Annotated in this window: 16 protein-coding genes; 6 read left to right on the top strand and 10 right to left on the bottom strand. The window is 63.3% G+C overall.

Annotated features, from left to right (window positions below; all coding sequences use genetic code 11):
• The first annotated feature begins 113 nt into the window (after positions 1-113).
• Complete coding sequence (locus AC56QP_RS26300) at positions 114-1,049, top strand: ribose-phosphate pyrophosphokinase (protein WP_019860650.1); 936 nt, start codon at positions 114-116, stop codon at positions 1,047-1,049.
• Between the two features lie 13 nt (positions 1,050-1,062).
• Here AC56QP_RS26300 and AC56QP_RS26295 read toward each other — a convergent pair whose 3' ends face one another.
• Positions 1,063-1,956 carry an SDR family oxidoreductase gene (locus AC56QP_RS26295; protein WP_489862818.1) on the bottom strand — a complete coding sequence of 298 codons (894 nt, stop codon included), beginning with the start codon at positions 1,954-1,956 and terminating at the stop codon, positions 1,063-1,065.
• A gap of 126 nt (positions 1,957-2,082) precedes the next feature.
• Between AC56QP_RS26295 and AC56QP_RS26290 the strand changes: the two genes are divergently transcribed.
• The gene (locus tag AC56QP_RS26290) at positions 2,083-3,051 is read left to right on the top strand and encodes an AraC family transcriptional regulator (RefSeq protein WP_489862819.1); all 969 of its coding nucleotides are present in this window, start codon (positions 2,083-2,085) and stop codon (positions 3,049-3,051) included.
• A 21-nt stretch (positions 3,052-3,072) separates the two neighbouring features.
• Here the strand turns inward: AC56QP_RS26290 and AC56QP_RS26285 are convergent, their stop codons facing one another.
• Positions 3,073-3,951, bottom strand: a complete 879-nt coding sequence (locus AC56QP_RS26285) for an AraC family transcriptional regulator (RefSeq protein WP_489862820.1) — start codon at positions 3,949-3,951, stop codon at positions 3,073-3,075.
• A 136-nt stretch (positions 3,952-4,087) separates the two neighbouring features.
• On the opposite strand from AC56QP_RS26285, the gene AC56QP_RS26280 reads away from it, so the two are divergent.
• Complete coding sequence (locus AC56QP_RS26280; protein ID WP_489862821.1) at positions 4,088-5,332, top strand: MFS transporter; 1,245 nt, start codon at positions 4,088-4,090, stop codon at positions 5,330-5,332.
• A 62-nt stretch (positions 5,333-5,394) separates the two neighbouring features.
• Here the strand turns inward: AC56QP_RS26280 and AC56QP_RS26275 are convergent, their stop codons facing one another.
• Positions 5,395-6,252 (bottom strand): alpha/beta fold hydrolase, encoded by an 858-nt coding sequence (locus tag AC56QP_RS26275; protein ID WP_489862822.1) that lies wholly within the window; start codon positions 6,250-6,252, stop codon positions 5,395-5,397.
• A 152-nt stretch (positions 6,253-6,404) separates the two neighbouring features.
• On the opposite strand from AC56QP_RS26275, the gene AC56QP_RS26270 reads away from it, so the two are divergent.
• Positions 6,405-6,833, top strand: a complete 429-nt coding sequence (locus AC56QP_RS26270; RefSeq protein ID WP_489862823.1) for a MarR family winged helix-turn-helix transcriptional regulator — start codon at positions 6,405-6,407, stop codon at positions 6,831-6,833.
• Positions 6,834-6,981: 148 nt separating this feature from the next.
• On the opposite strand, the gene AC56QP_RS26265 is transcribed toward AC56QP_RS26270, so the two are convergent.
• From AC56QP_RS26265 to AC56QP_RS26235, 7 genes are all read right to left on the bottom strand, one after another.
• Positions 6,982-7,794 (bottom strand): 3-methyl-2-oxobutanoate hydroxymethyltransferase, encoded by an 813-nt coding sequence (locus AC56QP_RS26265; protein WP_489862824.1) that lies wholly within the window; start codon positions 7,792-7,794, stop codon positions 6,982-6,984.
• An 8-nt stretch (positions 7,795-7,802) separates the two neighbouring features.
• A complete protein-coding gene (locus tag AC56QP_RS26260) occupies positions 7,803-8,585 on the bottom strand; it encodes a TIM barrel protein (RefSeq protein WP_489862825.1) in 783 nt (260 codons plus the stop codon).
• 1 nt (position 8,586) lies between these two features.
• Positions 8,587-8,898, bottom strand: a complete 312-nt coding sequence (locus tag AC56QP_RS26255; RefSeq protein ID WP_489862826.1) for a MocE family 2Fe-2S type ferredoxin — start codon at positions 8,896-8,898, stop codon at positions 8,587-8,589.
• Positions 8,899-9,005: 107 nt separating this feature from the next.
• Positions 9,006-9,797 carry an ATP-binding cassette domain-containing protein gene (locus AC56QP_RS26250; RefSeq protein WP_489862827.1) on the bottom strand — a complete coding sequence of 264 codons (792 nt, stop codon included), beginning with the start codon at positions 9,795-9,797 and terminating at the stop codon, positions 9,006-9,008.
• Complete coding sequence (locus tag AC56QP_RS26245) at positions 9,797-10,744, bottom strand: ABC transporter permease (protein WP_489863513.1); 948 nt, start codon at positions 10,742-10,744, stop codon at positions 9,797-9,799. Before AC56QP_RS26245 ends, AC56QP_RS26250 begins: the two co-directional genes overlap by 1 nt.
• A 306-nt stretch (positions 10,745-11,050) precedes the next feature.
• Positions 11,051-12,031, bottom strand: a complete 981-nt coding sequence (locus AC56QP_RS26240; protein ID WP_489862828.1) for a sugar ABC transporter substrate-binding protein — start codon at positions 12,029-12,031, stop codon at positions 11,051-11,053.
• A 97-nt stretch (positions 12,032-12,128) separates the two neighbouring features.
• On the bottom strand, positions 12,129-13,148 hold the full coding sequence (locus AC56QP_RS26235; protein ID WP_489862829.1) for a sterol desaturase family protein: 1,020 nt from the start codon (positions 13,146-13,148) through the stop codon (positions 12,129-12,131).
• A gap of 271 nt (positions 13,149-13,419) precedes the next feature.
• Between AC56QP_RS26235 and AC56QP_RS26230 the strand changes: the two genes are divergently transcribed.
• Together AC56QP_RS26230 and AC56QP_RS26225 are read left to right on the top strand one after the other, a co-directional pair.
• The gene (locus tag AC56QP_RS26230) at positions 13,420-14,457 is read left to right on the top strand and encodes a LacI family DNA-binding transcriptional regulator (RefSeq protein WP_489862830.1); all 1,038 of its coding nucleotides are present in this window, start codon (positions 13,420-13,422) and stop codon (positions 14,455-14,457) included.
• A gap of 296 nt (positions 14,458-14,753) precedes the next feature.
• Complete coding sequence (locus AC56QP_RS26225; RefSeq protein ID WP_489862831.1) at positions 14,754-15,392, top strand: 50S ribosomal protein L25/general stress protein Ctc; 639 nt, start codon at positions 14,754-14,756, stop codon at positions 15,390-15,392.
• Positions 15,393-15,412 lie beyond the last annotated feature (20 nt).

Raw genomic sequence — 15,412 nt, 5'->3', positions numbered from 1 at the left:
TGGCGATGGTGCGGAGCTTTCTTCAGATTAGCCGGCGGATTCCCGATCACGGCGCTTGCAATACCGGCGCGGGCCGCTAAAAGCCCGATGAAATCCCTCACCAGGAACGGTGCATGAAACTCTTCGCAGGCAATTCCAACAGGGTGTTGGCCGAAGCGGTCGCCCGCTATCTCAACATCCCGCTTGGCAAGGCCAGCGTCAGGCGCTTCGCCGATCAGGAAATCTTCGTCGAAATCCAGGAAAATGTGCGCGGCGAGGATGTCTTCATCCTGCAGTCGACCTCATTCCCGACCAACGATCACCTGATGGAACTGCTCATCATGATCGATGCCTTCATGCGCTCGTCGGCGAAACGCATCACGGCGGTGATTCCCTATTTCGGCTATGCAAGACAGGATCGCCGTGCTTCCGGCCGTACCCCGATCTCGGCCAAGCTGGTCGCCAACATGATCACCCGCGCCGGCGTCGACCGCGTTCTGACGCTCGACCTGCATGCCGGCCAGATCCAGGGCTTTTTCGACATCCCGACCGACAATCTGTTCTCGGTGCCGGTGATGGCCCGCGACGTGAAGGCGAAGTACAAGCAGCTCGGCAATGTCGTGGTGGTATCGCCCGATATCGGCGGCGTGGTGCGGGCGCGTGCGCTGGCCAAGCGCTTCGACGCGCAACTCGCCATCGTCGACAAACGCCGTGAGCGTCCCGGCGAATCCGAAGTCATGAACATCATCGGCGCGGTCGCCGGCAAGGATTGCCTGCTAATCGACGACATCGTCGATTCCGGCGGCACGCTCTGCAATGCCGCCGATGCGCTGCTGGCCAACGGCGCCACCAGCGTCACCGCCTACATCACCCACGGCGTCTTGTCGGGCGGCGCCGTCGCCCGCATCAGCGGCTCGAAGCTGCAGGAACTGGTGATCACCGATTCCATCCAGCCGACGCAGGGCGTCCTCGACGCTCCCAACATCCGCGTCATCTCGATAGCCGACCTGATGGGCGAAGCCATCTCGCGCACGGCGACCGAGGAATCGGTGTCGAGCCTGTTCGACTAAGTCAGAGCAGCCTTCAGCTTTCGAAATAGCTGAGGCGGTCGAGGTCGGCAATCAGCCCCGCCTGCTTAGGCTGCCACCCAAGCACATCCCGGGTCTGCTGGCTGGAAGCTGGCCAGTCCATGCCGAAGAAGTGCGCGAGGAAGCCGAAATGGTCGGCCGCTTCCTCCTGGGTTTTGGACACGACCGGCAGGTTCAGGCGCCGGCCGATGATCTCGGCGATCTCTCGCGTCGGCACTCCTTGATCGGCGACGCCATGGTAGCGGGCTCCGCCGGCCCCTTTCTCCAGCGCCAGCCTGAAGAGCGTGGCGGCATCGAGCCGGTGCACCGCCGGCCAGCGGTTGGTCCCATCACCGATATAGGCCGAGACGCCCTTCTGACGGGCGATGCCGATCAGCATCGGCACGAAGCCGTGATCGCCGTCGCCGTGGACGGAGGGGGAAAGACGCACCGTCGAGGCGCGCACCCCGCGCGCCGCCAGCGCCTCAGCCGTCACTTCCGACGCGCGGGGATAGGAAGCAGACGGCAGGACAGGCGCGTCGTCCTCGGTCGCCATGCTGCCCTGCGTCAGCACCGCGAGCCCGGACGTGACCAGCAATGGCCTTTCGGAATCTTCGAGTGCCGCGCCAAGCGTCTCGATGGCGCGCCGGTCCGCCTCGCAATTCGCCGCGAATTTCGAGAAGTCGTGGTTGAAGGCGGTATGGATCACACCGTCCGACTGGGCGGCCCCGCTGCGCAGGCTTTCCAGATCCTCGATATCGCCGCGAAGCGCCGAGGCGCCTGCGGCGGCGACCGATCTGGCGCCTGCATCCGAGCGGGCAAGACCGAGCACCTGATGACCCGCTCCAACAAGCTCCCGCACGACTGCGGAACCGACAAAACCGGTGGCACCGGTCACAAATACACGCATGGTGATCTCTCCTTTGGCTCGTGCGAGGCCGGACAGGCACTCCGTTGCCAAAGGAGATACGGGATTGAGGTAATACGATCTATGCTGTAAAGTCCGTATTATCTTCGCAATCGTCCGGGAATGCTCATGGATCCGCTCTCAGACGTGCTATCGCTGCTGAAGCCGCGCAATTACCTCTCCGCCGGGCTGGAGGCCGGTGGCGACTGGTCGATCCAGTTCCCCGACCAGCAGGCAGCCATCAAATGCGGTGCCGTGGTGTCCGGCCAGTGCTGGCTGTCCGTGGAGGGCGTCGCCGACGCGGTGCGCCTCGAGACAGGCGACTGCTTCCTACTGCCGCGCGGCCGGCCCTTCCGCCTTGCCAGCGATATGGATCTGCCGGCGGTCGACGCCCGCACGATCTTTTCCCCGGCCCGCACCGGCGGCGTCACCTCGCACAATGGCGGCGGCGATTTCCTTCTCGTCAGCAGCCGCTTCGCCCTTTCCGGCGACCATGCCGGCATCCTGTTGCGGATGCTGCCGCCCATCGTCCACATCCGCAGCGATGCCGACCATTCAGCACTGCGCTGGCCAGTGGAGCGGATGATGCAGGAATTGCGTAAGCGCCAGCCCGGTGGCTTCCTCATCGTCGAGCACCTCGCCCACATGATCCTGATCGAAGCCTTGCGCCTGCACATGGCCGAGGGGTTGCGAGGCGGCGTCGGCTGGCTTTTTGCCCTGGCCGACAAGCAGATCGGCGCGGCGATCGGCGCCATGCATGACAATCCGGCGCATGGCTGGACATTGCAGACGCTGGCCGAGCGCGCCGGCATGTCGCGGTCGACCTTTGCCCTGAAATTCAAGGCGACTGTCGGCGCCTCGCCGATGGATTACCTGACGCGCTGGCGCATGCTGCTGGCGGGCGACCGGCTGGCGAGTTCCAGCGACCCTGTTTCGGCCATCGCGCTGTCGCTCGGCTACGAATCCGAAAGTGCCTTCAGCACCGCCTTCAAGCGGGTGATGGGCTGTTCGCCACGGCAACATGGCCGTGGCCGCGCACCGGCTTCCGCTCCCCATGGCGAGCAGATCATCCGCCTGCCGGAGCCGGTCGCGGGCTGAAGGCGAAGCCGGGCATCAGCCTTAGGGGCTCTCCAGGCGAAACGGACCGGGTTGGCGACGCGCACCTTCACCGCTGTCGCGCGCGCCGCGCATATAGCCGCGTGGCGACGCGCCCAGCATGCGCTTGAACATGGTGATGAAGGCCGGCACGCTGTCATAGCCGAGGTCGAGCGCCACCCTGGTGATGGGCTCGCCATCGGCCAGCCTCGGCAGCGCCGCGAACAGGCAGGCCTGCTGGCGCCATGTCGACAGCGACAATCCGGTCTGGCGATGAAAGGCACGGGTGAAGGAACGGCGGCTCATGCCGGCGGCATCCGCCCATTCGTCGATCGTCGCATGCGGCGAAGGTGCCGCGACAAAACGCCGGCAGAGCGCCGCCAGCCTGGGGTCGGACGGGAACGGCAGGCCGAGCGGCCGCTCCGGCAGGGTCGGAATTTCATGCAGCAAAAGTTTCATGATCAGCCCGCCGCGCCCTTCCAGTTCGCCGCCTTGCGGCAGCTTTTCCGATTCCACGATCAGGCTGTGCATCAGGTCGGTGACACCGACCACGCGCAACCCCTCCGGCAGCCCGGGAATAGCCCGCGGCATCACATAGACTGAACGCATCGAGACATCGCCCAGCATCTCGACGGAATGCTCGGTGCCGGCCGGAATCCACATCGCGTGATCGGGCGGCACCATCCAGCGTCCGTGCCGCGTCGTCACCAGCACGACGCCGACCAGCGCATGCAGCAGCTGGCTGCGGCTGTGGCGGTGTCGCGGCACGTGGTAACCGTCTGGATATTCGGTCGGCAAAGCCACCGCCGGACCGGCCACTTGCTCCAGCCATTGCCAGCGACGCTCGTGCAATTGCTGCAGATCGTCATTGCCGGCGTGAAAGATTTCCCTGCCGTGCGGCATCGGCTATGGCCCACTTGCGAAACTATTGGACCAAACCACGAAAGAAGTCGCCTGGCAACCGGCCTATAAGGCGCCTGCGGGAGCGCCCGCCAAGCTGCCTGCCGGCGTGCCCGCCAAAAAGACCACGGAGCCTGTCTTGACCGATACAACAGCCACCGCCGTCGCCTCGCCCGCGACCGCCAGCCACGCTTCAGCCCAGGCGACGGCCTTCACCGTCATCCTGGCGGTGAGCTTCTGCCATTGCATCAACGACATCATGCAGTCGCTGCTATCGGCCATCTATCCCTTGCTGAAAGAGAATTACGGTCTCGATTTCTGGCAGATCGGCCTGCTGACCTTCACGTTCCAGGTGACCGCGTCACTGCTGCAGCCGGTGATCGGCATGGTCACCGACAAGCGGCCGATGCCTTATTCGCTGCCCTACGGCATGGCCTCCTCGCTGATCGGCCTGATCGTGCTGGCCTATGCCGGGCATTATGCGCTGCTGCTGGTCGGCGCCTCGCTGATCGGCATCGGCTCGGCGATCTTCCACCCGGAATCCTCGCGCATCGCCCGCTTCGCCTCCGGCGGCCGCTTCGGCCTGGCGCAGTCGCTGTTCCAGGTCGGCGGCAATTTCGGCCAGTCCATGGGCCCGTTGCTGGCCGCCTTCATCGTCGTGCCGTTCGGCCAGACCAGCATCGCCTGGTTCGCCGTCGGTTCGCTGATCGGCATATTCGTGTTGTGGCGGGTCGGCGGCTGGTACAGCCGGCTGCGCGCCACGCAGGGCACCCGCAAGGCGGTCAGCTTCGTCTCGCCATTCCCGCGCCGCAAGGTGATGGGCGCGCTGCTGGTTCTGACACTGCTGGTGCTGACCAAGAACGCTTATATCTCCAGTCTGGCCAGCTACTACACCTTCTATTCCATCCATAAGTTCGGCGTTTCGGTGCAGATGTCGCAGGTCATGCTGTTCCTGTTCCTCGGCGCCTCGGCGCTGGGCATCCTGCTCGGCGGCCCGTTCGGCGACCGCTACGGACAAAAGGCCATGATCTGGTTCTCGATCGTCGGCGTGTTGCCCTTCACGCTGGCCCTGCCCTACGCCAACTTCGAATGGACGATGGTCTTGACGGTGCTGATCGGGCTGATCCTGTCGTCGGCCTTCTCCAACATCGTCGTCTTCGCGCAGGAACTGGTGCCGGGCCGCGTCGGCATGATCGCCGGCATCTTCTTCGGCTTCGCCTTCGGCGTTGGCGGCATCGCCGCCGCCGTGCTCGGTGTCGTCGCCGACATGAAGGGCATCGATTTCGTCTTCCAGATCTGCTCGTATCTCCCGTTCCTCGGACTGCTGACGGTGTTCCTGCCGAACATGAAGCAAGCCAGGACGGCGGACGCTGCGATCCGATAGGCCCGAATTCAGACGGGTAAAGCACCCGCCTGACGGCAGGTGCTTTACCCTGTTCGAAAAGCCTAGGCCTTGAAGAAGGCCAAAAGGTCGGCGTTGATGATGTCGGCATGGGTCGTGGCCATGCCATGCGGGAAGCCCTTGTAGATCTTGAGCTCGCCCTTTTTGAGCAGCTTGATCGTCAGCAGCGCCGAGTCGGCTATAGGGACGATCTGGTCGTCATCACCGTGCATCACCAGCACCGGCACGTCGATTGTCTTCAGGTCCTCGGTGAAGTCGGTTTCCGAGAAGGCCTTGATGCAATCATAGTGCGCCTTGGTGCCGCCCATCATGCCCTGACGCCACCAATTGTCGATGATCCCTTGCGATACTGCCGCGCCCGGACGGTTGAAACCGTAGAACGGACCAGCCGGAACGTCGCGGAAGAACTGGGCGCGGTTGGCTGCCTGGGCGGAGCGGAAGCCGTCGAAGACCTCGATCGGCAGGCCGCCGGGATTGGCCGGGGTCTTGAGCATGATTGGCGGCACCGCGCCGATCAGCACCGCCTTGGCGACACGGCCTCCCGAACCGTACTGGGCGACATAGCGCGCCACTTCGCCGCCACCGGTCGAATGGCCGACATGGATTGCGTTCTTGAGATCGAGATGCGCCGCGAGTGCCGCAACATCGGCGGCGTAAGTGTCCATCTCGTTGCCGATATCCGTCTGCGTGGAGCGGCCATGGCCGCGCCGGTCATGGGCAATGACGCGGTAGCCTTGCGCCAGGAAGAACAGCATCTGCGCGTCCCAGTCGTCGCTGCTCAATGGCCAGCCGTGATGGAAGACGATCGGCTGACCGGTTCCCCAGTCCTTGTAGAAGATTTCAGTCCCGTCCTTGGTGGTGATCGTGCCGCTGCCGGAGCCGGGCTTGGATTGCGAGGTCATCTCAATCTCCTTTAATTGATTGTCGCGACAAACAATATCGCGATAACAATATAGCTAGCGCGGCTTGCAGCCCTTGTCCATGGAAATATGTATCGCGATATCATTTTTCGTGGTATGGAGTTTGTGCCGATGTCGGCAAGAAGGAATGCGTCGTGCCTCTCCCGTTGGACAATCAGCTCTGTTTCACGCTCTACGCCACGAGCATGGCGATCAATCGCACCTACAAGCCGATGCTGGACGAGATGGGGATCACCTATCCGCAGTATCTTGTGCTCAATGCGCTGGGAGAAGCCGATGGCATGTCGGTTGGCACCATCGCGCACAGGCTTGCCTTGGAATCGAGCACCGTCACGCCGCTGGTGAAGCGAATGGAGCAGGCTGGGCTGGTGACCCGTCAGCGCAGCCTGATCGACGAGCGCCAGGTGCAGGTCGATCTGACCGCCGCCGGGCGCGCGCTGCTTGTCCAGTGCAACTGTCTGAACGAGACCTTGATCGAACGCTCGGGCATGACGCTGGCACAACTCGATGCCCTGAACCGCCAGATCCAGGCGCTGCGCAATGCGCTGAGCGGCAATCAATAGCTAGCTCGGCGTGCCGATTTCGCCACGTCGAGAAACGTCCGATGGACGGCAATCGTCCGATCCGGTGTGGCGGCCTCATCCGTTTTTTGCAAGACGCAAGCCGCCATCCCCGGAAGATCCAATCCTGCCGCCGCCATGATCGGCGTGCTCAGAGGCCGAGGGCCGTCCTGAAGGTCGATAATTCCTCGTCGGTGACGGGAACCACGTGCTGCGGCTCGGGATAGGCGCCCGTTTGTACGTCCGAGATGAACTCGCGATAGGCGGCGACACGCTCGCCCTGCAGCCGATCATACTCGGCGGCGAAGTTGCGGTAGGTCTTGGCATGGCGCGGCTTGTGGCCAGCGGTGTGGCCAAGCACGTCCTCGCTGAAAAGATACTGCGCGTCGGCGTGTGGCCCGGCGCCCATGCCAAGCATGATCATGGGCGTATTCCTTGTGATCAATTCGGCAATCCGGTCGGGCACCACTTCCAGCTCGGCGCCGAAGCAGCCGATGGCCTCCAAGCGTTTGACGTGATCCCACACCGAACGCGCGCTCTCGGCCGTTCTGCCGACGGCCTTGAACCCGCCGGTCCAGGTGCATTGCGAAGGGATCAGGCCGACATGGGCAACAACCGGTACCGCGTTGTCGCAGAGCGCCTTCTGGATATCGAGCGAGGCGGCACAGTAGAAGCAGTCGCCGCCGATGCGCATGAAGTGATAGGCGGTTTTCAGATAGTCCTCTGACGTGACCAGGTTGCCGGCGGGGCCGTAAGGCAGCCCGACCTGCACGAAGCAGCGGCCGGCCGCCTCGCGCATCTCGGGCGAAAAGAAGCGGCCCTCGATCGAAAGCATGTCGACGCCGGCCGCGTCCGCCGCTGCCGCCTCTTCGAGCGAGGTGACGTACAGCATGGAAATCTTTTGTCCACGACCCTTCATGGCGCGGATATCGGCGACGGTGGGGCGGATGCTCTTGGTGACCATTTCGTTCCTCAGACGTTGAAGGCTTCGCGGAAGGCCAGCAGGGCTGCCTCGGGATCGCCGGAGGCGAACGCCTCCATTCCCACCGGACCGCGATAGCCCATGTCCTTCAGCGCACGGGCGATGCCCTTGTAATTGATCTCGCCGCTGCCGGGCTCCATGCGTCCGGGCACGTCGGCTACCTGCACCTCACCGATCCACGGCAAGCAGGCGCGGCAGAGTTCGATCAGGTTCCCTTCGCCGATCTGCGCATGGTAGAGATCGAGATTGAGGCGCAGGCTCGGCCGGTTGACGCTCGATACCAGCGCAAGCGTATCCTGCGCGCGCCCAAACGGCACGCCGGGATGGTCGACCGGCAGGTTCAGATTCTCCAGCGTGAAGGTCACGCCCTCGGTCTCGGCAAGGTCGGCGATGCGGTTCAGCGTGTCGCGCGCCTTGAGCCACATCGCGCCGGTGACGGTCTCACAGGGCGTGACCGGTAGGCCGCCTTCGCCCAGTCCGGTGCCGTGCAGGTTGAGCCGTGCGACACCGAGGCGCTTGCCGACTGCCGCCGTCTCCTTCGCCGTCCTCAAGAGTTCGTCGGCGCCCTCGTCATCGGCAAGCCTGCCGCGCAGATAGCCGTTCATGATCGAGAAGGTCGCGCCGGATTTTTCGAGCATGGCGAGATCATGTTCGGGCCAGTTCCACAGGCCAACATGGAAGCCCATTTCGGTGAGGCGCCGCACGCGCCATTCCATCGGCCGGTCGCGCCACAGCATCTCGGCGCAAGCGGCAAGGGTGAAGGTATCGGACATGTCAGACCTCGATGTACACGCGGCCGTCCTCGACCTTCGTGGTGTAGGTTTTAAGGTTCACGCAGACCGGTGCGCGCAGCGCTTCGCCGGTCCGGTAGTCGAACACGCCGCTGTGCTTCGGGCATTCGATCTTGTATTCCATAACCAGCCCTTCGCTCAGATGCACCTTCTCATGCGTGCACAGCCCGTCGGTGCAGAAGAAAGCATCCTCGGGGCTGCGATAGATGGCGAATGTCCGGCCTTCGTGATCGAAGCGGATGACGTCCTCTTCCTCGATGTCATCGGTCGCGCACACGTCAATCCACTTTGCCATTGCTGGTTCCTGCAAGCCTGTCTTTGTTCGGTTGAAAAGGCGGCCGGCGGGACCACGCATTCCGCCGGCCGCACAGGAAGATGCCCGGGAGGAGAAGATGGGCGTCTTCACTGCGTTGCGCTGAAGCTCTCGATCTCGGCTTCAAGCTCAGCCATCTGCTCGCCGCCCGCCATCAGGTCGGTGATCGCCTCGCGGCTTTTCTCACCCTTGCGGAAATCGGCGGCCTTGGAGCCTCTGATGAGGACGGCGAAGTGGTCGCCGACGGTCAGGGCATGGACGACATTGTGGGTGATGAAGATCACCGCAATGCCCTTGCGGCGTGCCTGCAGGACGATGCGCAGCACATGCGCCGCCTCCTTGACGCCAAGGGCCGCGGTCGGCTCGTCGAGGATCAGCACGCTGGCGCCGAAATGCACGGCGCGCGCGATCGCCAGCGCCTGGCGTTCGCCGCCGGACAGTCCGCCGACGAGGCGGTCGCCATCGTCGATGCGGGTGATGCCGAGCTGGCGCATCTCGCTGACGGCGATCTCATTGGCCCGCTTGCGGTCGTAGATGGTCAGCGGCCCCCAGCGCCGCGTCGGCTCGGCGCCGACGAAGAAGGAGCGGCCGATGCTCATCAGCGGGAATGTCCCGCCGAACTGGTGGACGGTGGCGATGCCATGGTCGCTGGCGTCGCGGGGGCTGTCGAAGGCGACTGACTTGCCGTCCATTTCTATCGTGCCCGACGTCGGTTTGTGGACACCGGAGAGGATCTTGATCAGCGTCGACTTGCCGGCACCATTGTCGCCGAGCAGGCACAGCACCTCGCCTCTGTTGACCTCGAGCGAGATGTCGTGGAGGACGTCGATCGGACCGAACGACTTGTTGATCCCAGTCAGTCTGAGCAGGGGCGTTGTCATCAGCGTGCCCTCGGTTTGGTGCGCGGCGAATAGGTCAGCGCCATGGTGCGGAAGGTGTTGTTCATTAGCACCGCCGCCAGCAGCAGGACGCCGATGATCAGGCTCGCCCAGTTGGCGTCGAAGCCGGTGTAGAAAATGCCCTGGTTAACGATGGCGAAGGTCAGCGTGCCGAGCACGATGCCGACCACCGAGCCGTAGCCGCCGGTCAGCAGCACGCCACCGATGACCACCGCGATGATCGAGTTGAAGATGAAGGACTGTCCGGCGGCCACCTGGGCGCTGTTGTAGAGGATCGCCTGCGACATGCCGACGAAGGAGGCGCACAGGCCGCTGCTCATGAACAGCGCGATGGTGACCCGGTCGGTCGGGATGCCGGCATTGCGGGCGCTGACGGCGTCACCGCCCATGGCCAGGATCCAGTTACCGAACCGCGAGAAATTCAGGATGAAGCCGACGATGAGGATGGCGGCGATCCACCAGAACAGCGTCACCTCGAACTTGCCGCCGAGATAGTCGCCGAACAGCAGCTTGGCGGTCGGTCCGCTCTTCAGCGCGACGCTGGTGCTGCCGGACAGGATGACCGAGAGGCCGAGCGTCAGGCCGGCCAATGCGAACAACGTGGCGAGCGTCACGACGAAGGATGGCACCTTGGTGCGGATCACCAGGACACCGTTGATGAAGCCGACGGCGAGGCCCAGACCGAGCGCCGCGAGGATCCCGACGATGATTGGTGCGCCATAGTGGCCCGAGATGATGGCAATGGTCATCGAACTGGCGGGGACCATCGACCCGACGGAGAGATCGAGATGTCCGGCGATCATCAACAGCCCAACCGGGAGTGCGATGATGCCGAGTTCCGAGGCGACGTTGAGCCAGCTCGCGGACCCACCGGCCGACATGAAATTGGCGCCGCCGAAGATCGAGAAGAACATCAGCACGGCGATCATGCCAATCAGCGAACCCACCTCGGGTCGGCGCACGAGGCTGCCGATCGAGGGCAGCGAAGAGTGCTGGGAGGACGGCGCGGTCACTGCCGTGGCGGGTTGGTGATGGGCTTGGGATGTCATCGAAATGTCCCTGGCTTGAACATGGCTCCCCCTTCTCCCCTTGTGGGAGAAGGTGTCGCCAAAGGCGACAGGTGAGGGTGCTGGGCGGAGTGAGGCGTTGGAGTTTCTTCGAACAACCCTCAACCGTCTCGGCGCTGCGCGCCGATCCACCTTCTCCCACACAAGGGGAGAAGGTGAGGCGGCGTTTTATCGAGCGCCGGCCGCGGCACCCGCCAGCGTCGCATCGACATTGGCGGCGTCGACGATCCCCGGTCCGGTCAGCACCGGTTTCGTCGGCAAGTCGAGCCCGTAATTGACGAAGCCGTTCAACAGCGACACAGCGAGATAGCCCTGCAGGTAAGGCTGCTGGTCGATCGAGAACATCTGAGTGCCGTCCTTGATGCGCTGAAGGCCGGTCTCATCCATGTCGAACGAAGCGAGCTTCACCTTGTCGCCGACATTGGCCTGGCTGATGGCGTTGGCCGCACTGTTGGCGTCGCCGGCGCTGATGGTGATGACACCGTCGAGGGTGTTGTCCTTCAGCACGGCGGCCTTGATCGCCTCGGCGACCGCGGTCGGGTTGCCGAAGCTGGAGGAAGGCAGCGGCAGCTGGCTGGATTTGCCACCGGTCTTGGCGATGGCGTCGGCGATGCCCTTGCAGCGGTCTTCGGTGTTGGTCGCGCCCGGCAGTGTGTTGACGCACAGCACGTTCTTGGCGCCATGGCTGCCGTAATAGGCGCCCCCGCCGAGACCAGCCGAGTACTCTTCATTGCCAACATAACTCATGGCGCCGAGCCGCTTGGCGGCGTCCATGCCGCCGGAATTGTAGATGATGAGCGGCACGCCGGCGGCAACGACTTCCTTGAAGGCGTCGTCCATGGCCTCTGGCACCCAGTCGGGGCCGACGATCGCGCTCGGCTTCTGGCTGAGCGCTGTGCGGATCAGCTTGGCGGCGTCCGGGCCGAGATTGTCGTAGTTCTGCGGGCCGAGCCAGGTCACCGAGCCGCCGGTCAGTTCGGCGACCTTGCCGGCATCGTCGGCGCCCTTCTTGACCTTCGACCAGAACGGGTCGTCCGCCTTGCCGCCGATGACGAAGATCTTCGCCCCATCGGCCATTGCGGTTGTGGCGCCTGTCGCCACCACGGCCGCCGTCATCATCGCCGTCAAGAGCTTCCTTGTACGCTTCATGTCGTCTCCTCCCAGTTGCCGTCATCAGACGGGTTTAGAAAAACAGTGAATTTATCTGCTGGCGCGCACCTCTCCCGTTGCGCGTCGCGTCACGTGATCAATGGTTCGCTGCAGCCTTGGCGTTCATGCGTTCCTTCTTTTTCTGGAAGCGGGCGTCCATCATGGCGTCGCCTTGCCTAGTGCCGTCGTGCCAGGTGCCGAACCATCGATCGAGCGGGATCAGCCCGTCGCCGCCATAGTTCACCTCGAAAAATTTGTGGTGCAGGTAGTGCGTGTAGGCGTGGCTATCGACGGCCGTGTCCTCGCTCACCTCGAGCTTGTCGAAGCCGAGATGGCCGTTGACTGCGCCGAAGCCGGCGATGTGCAGCTGGAACAGCGCGACGATCGGATTGGACGGGATGATCAGGTGCCAGAAGGCGACCGCATGATAAAGGAACCCTTCCACCGGATGCATCGACAGCGACGACCAGGGCGACGGGTTGATCGAATTGTGGTGGACCGAATGGATCCAACGATAGAGCGGTCCCCAGTGGATCAGGCGATGGATGAAGAAGAAATGCACCTCGTGGATGGCCGGCGCGACCAGCACCAGCGCCGCAAGATAGACCGGGTGGCCCTGCCAGCCGACCCACGGCACGTAGCCATTGGCGAAACACCAGAGGAAGACGACTTCGACCACGGTCCACAGCGGGATGGATATGAAGAACGAGCGCAGGAAGTTGTCGATGTTCTGGCTCTGGAACCAGAACACGTCGGAAGGCGCATCGGCGGGGAACTTGTGGTTGTATTTGAACCGCGTCGCCTGGGCGCGCCTGATGTAGTAGCGCAGCTCGAAGATGCCGTAGAAGACGAGGATCGCGGCGGCGTTGACGGCGTAGAGCCACAACGCCCAACCCCAGCTGATCGTCTTCATCGTCTCGACGCTGGGGACGACATAGAACCAGTAGATCAGCGCCGTGGCCATGTGGAAGGCATTCCACGGCCAGATATAGCCGGGCAGCCACGCCAGGATCTTCGGCAGTTTCGGTGGCCAGTACCACAACGGCGCCCCCTCGATGCGTCCGTTCGGCTTCCAGTCGCCACGCTTGTCGCGCACGCCGTATTTGAGATCATCCATGCAATTCCTCCACCCGCCATGCCTGGGATGGCCGCACGCGCACGCTGCCTCACACCGCCTGAGGGCGGTGTGCGAGACCCGTGTCTGCGCTGTGCTGCTGTTATCCCTGGGCTGGCGGTGCTTCCGCCTTGCTTGCTTTCCAGGAGATAAACATCTTGATCCAAAATGAATCAAGAATAGAATGTTTGTTCCAAATTGATTGTGTCATTCATATCAATCTTGCAGAGTGAATGATATCTTTGTATCAATTGCTACAGACTGATGAGATAAAATGGATCAAGGTAAGCGGCCAACGATCAAGGATGTAGCCGCCGAGGCGAATGTTTCGGTGGCCACCGTCAACCGGGTGCTGAGCGGCTCGGGCGCCGTCCGCCAGGGCACGCGCGAGCGCGTCAGGCTGGCGGCGGAGCAGATCGGCTTCTACGGCATGGGCGCGCTACGCAGCCGCGTGGGGGCCGCCAGGCCGCGCTACAGGTTCGGTTTCCTGCTGCACCAGCCCGGCCGCGCCTTCTACCGCAACATGGCCGAGGCGCTGCGCCTGGCAACGGAAACGATGCCCGACTGCGAGATAGAGCTGCGCACGGAGTTTCTGGACGATCTGTCGCCGCAGAACGTCGCCTCGCGGATGCTGGCCTTGGGCGCCGAATGCGATGCCGTCGGCGTCGTCGCCGCGGTCCATCCCCTCGTCACCCAGGCGGTGGATGCATTGCATGCCAGCAACGTACCGGTGTTTGCGCTGATCTCGCAGATCTCGGCGACCGGACATGTGCGCTATATCGGACTGGACAACTGGAAGGTCGGGCGCACCGCGGCCTGGGTTTTCGAGCATGTCTGCCGCGCACCCGGCAAGCTCGGCATCCTTGTCGGCAATCACCGCTATCGCTGCCAGGAAATGAACGAGAGCGGCTTTCGCTCCTATTTTCGCGAGCATGCGCCTGAATTCACGCTGCTGGAGCCGCTGCTGACCTTCGAATCGAGCGCCATCGCGCAGGAGATGACCGAAAAGCTGCTGAACGAAAATCCGGATCTGTCCGGTCTTTATGTCGCCGGTGGCGGCATCACCGGCGCCATCGCGGCCCTACGCTCCACCGGTCGCGCCGGCAGCGTTGTCGTCGTCGGCTATGAGCTGATGGAGTCGACCCGTCCGGCGCTGCTCGACGGCACGTTGACCTTTGTCATTTCGCACCCGCTCGCCCGCATCGCCAAGGAAGCATTGGCCGGCATGGTCCGCGCCGTCGCCGCCCCGAACGAGACCGGCAACTTTACGACGATCCTGCCTTTTGAGGTGTATACACGCGAGAACATTTAACCGGTGGATCGAGTTCACAAAGCCGCCGGAGTGGCTATACGAAGCACGAGCGGAGCTTCGGAGAAGACATGGAAATGTCGGCTCACGGCGCAAAGGCAGAAAATTCAAGGCGCGACACCGCCCTTACCTGCCTCCGGCTTGCACCGCCAGCCGCCTTCCGCTATAGAGCCGCCACCCGCGTAGACACCCTTGGAGGCAACGCGGCGGAAGGCCGCCTCACCCGGCGGCTTTCGACGTTTACGGTCCAGGCACGTTGCCCTCCGCGAACGCTCCAGAACAAACCGAAAGGAAATGCCATGAGCCACGATACTTACGAGCTCAAGGCCGAAGCGCGTGAACAGGTCGGTAAGGGGTCCGCCCGTGCAGTTCGCCGCAACGGTAAAGTGCCTGCAGTAATTTATGGTGACAAGCAGCCTCCCCTGGCGATCGCCCTCACCTACAAGGACATCTACTACAAGATCCATGGCGGCGGGTTCCTGACCACGGTCGCCACGATCGATGTCGACGGCAAGAAGATCCAGGTCCTGCCGAAGGACTTCCAGCTCGACCCGGTCAAGGATTTCCCTGTCCATGTCGACTTCCTGCGCATCGGCAAGGACACCGAAGTCAATGTCGACGTGCCTGTCCACTTCATCAATGAGGACAAGTCGCCCGGCATCAAGCGCGGCGGCGTGCTCAACATCGTGCGTCACGAAGTCGAGTTCCACTGCCCGGCCAATGCGATCCCGGAATTCATCACCGTCGATCTCACCGGCACCAATATCGGCGACTCGATCCACATCTCGGCGGTCAAGCTGCCGGCCGGTGTGAAGCCCGTCATCTCCGACCGCGACTTCACCATCGCAACCATTGCCGGTTCGTCGGCGATGAAGCCGGAGACGGAAGAGACGGTCGAGGCTGTACCTGAAGCGGCGCCTGCCGCCGAAGAGAAGTAACTCTTTCCCGCCCGGAGCAG

Source organism: Mesorhizobium sp. RCAM 05104, from assembly GCF_059683645.1.
The sequence above is the reverse complement of the archived record's forward strand: the minus strand, read 5'-3'. Positions and strand labels throughout refer to the sequence as shown.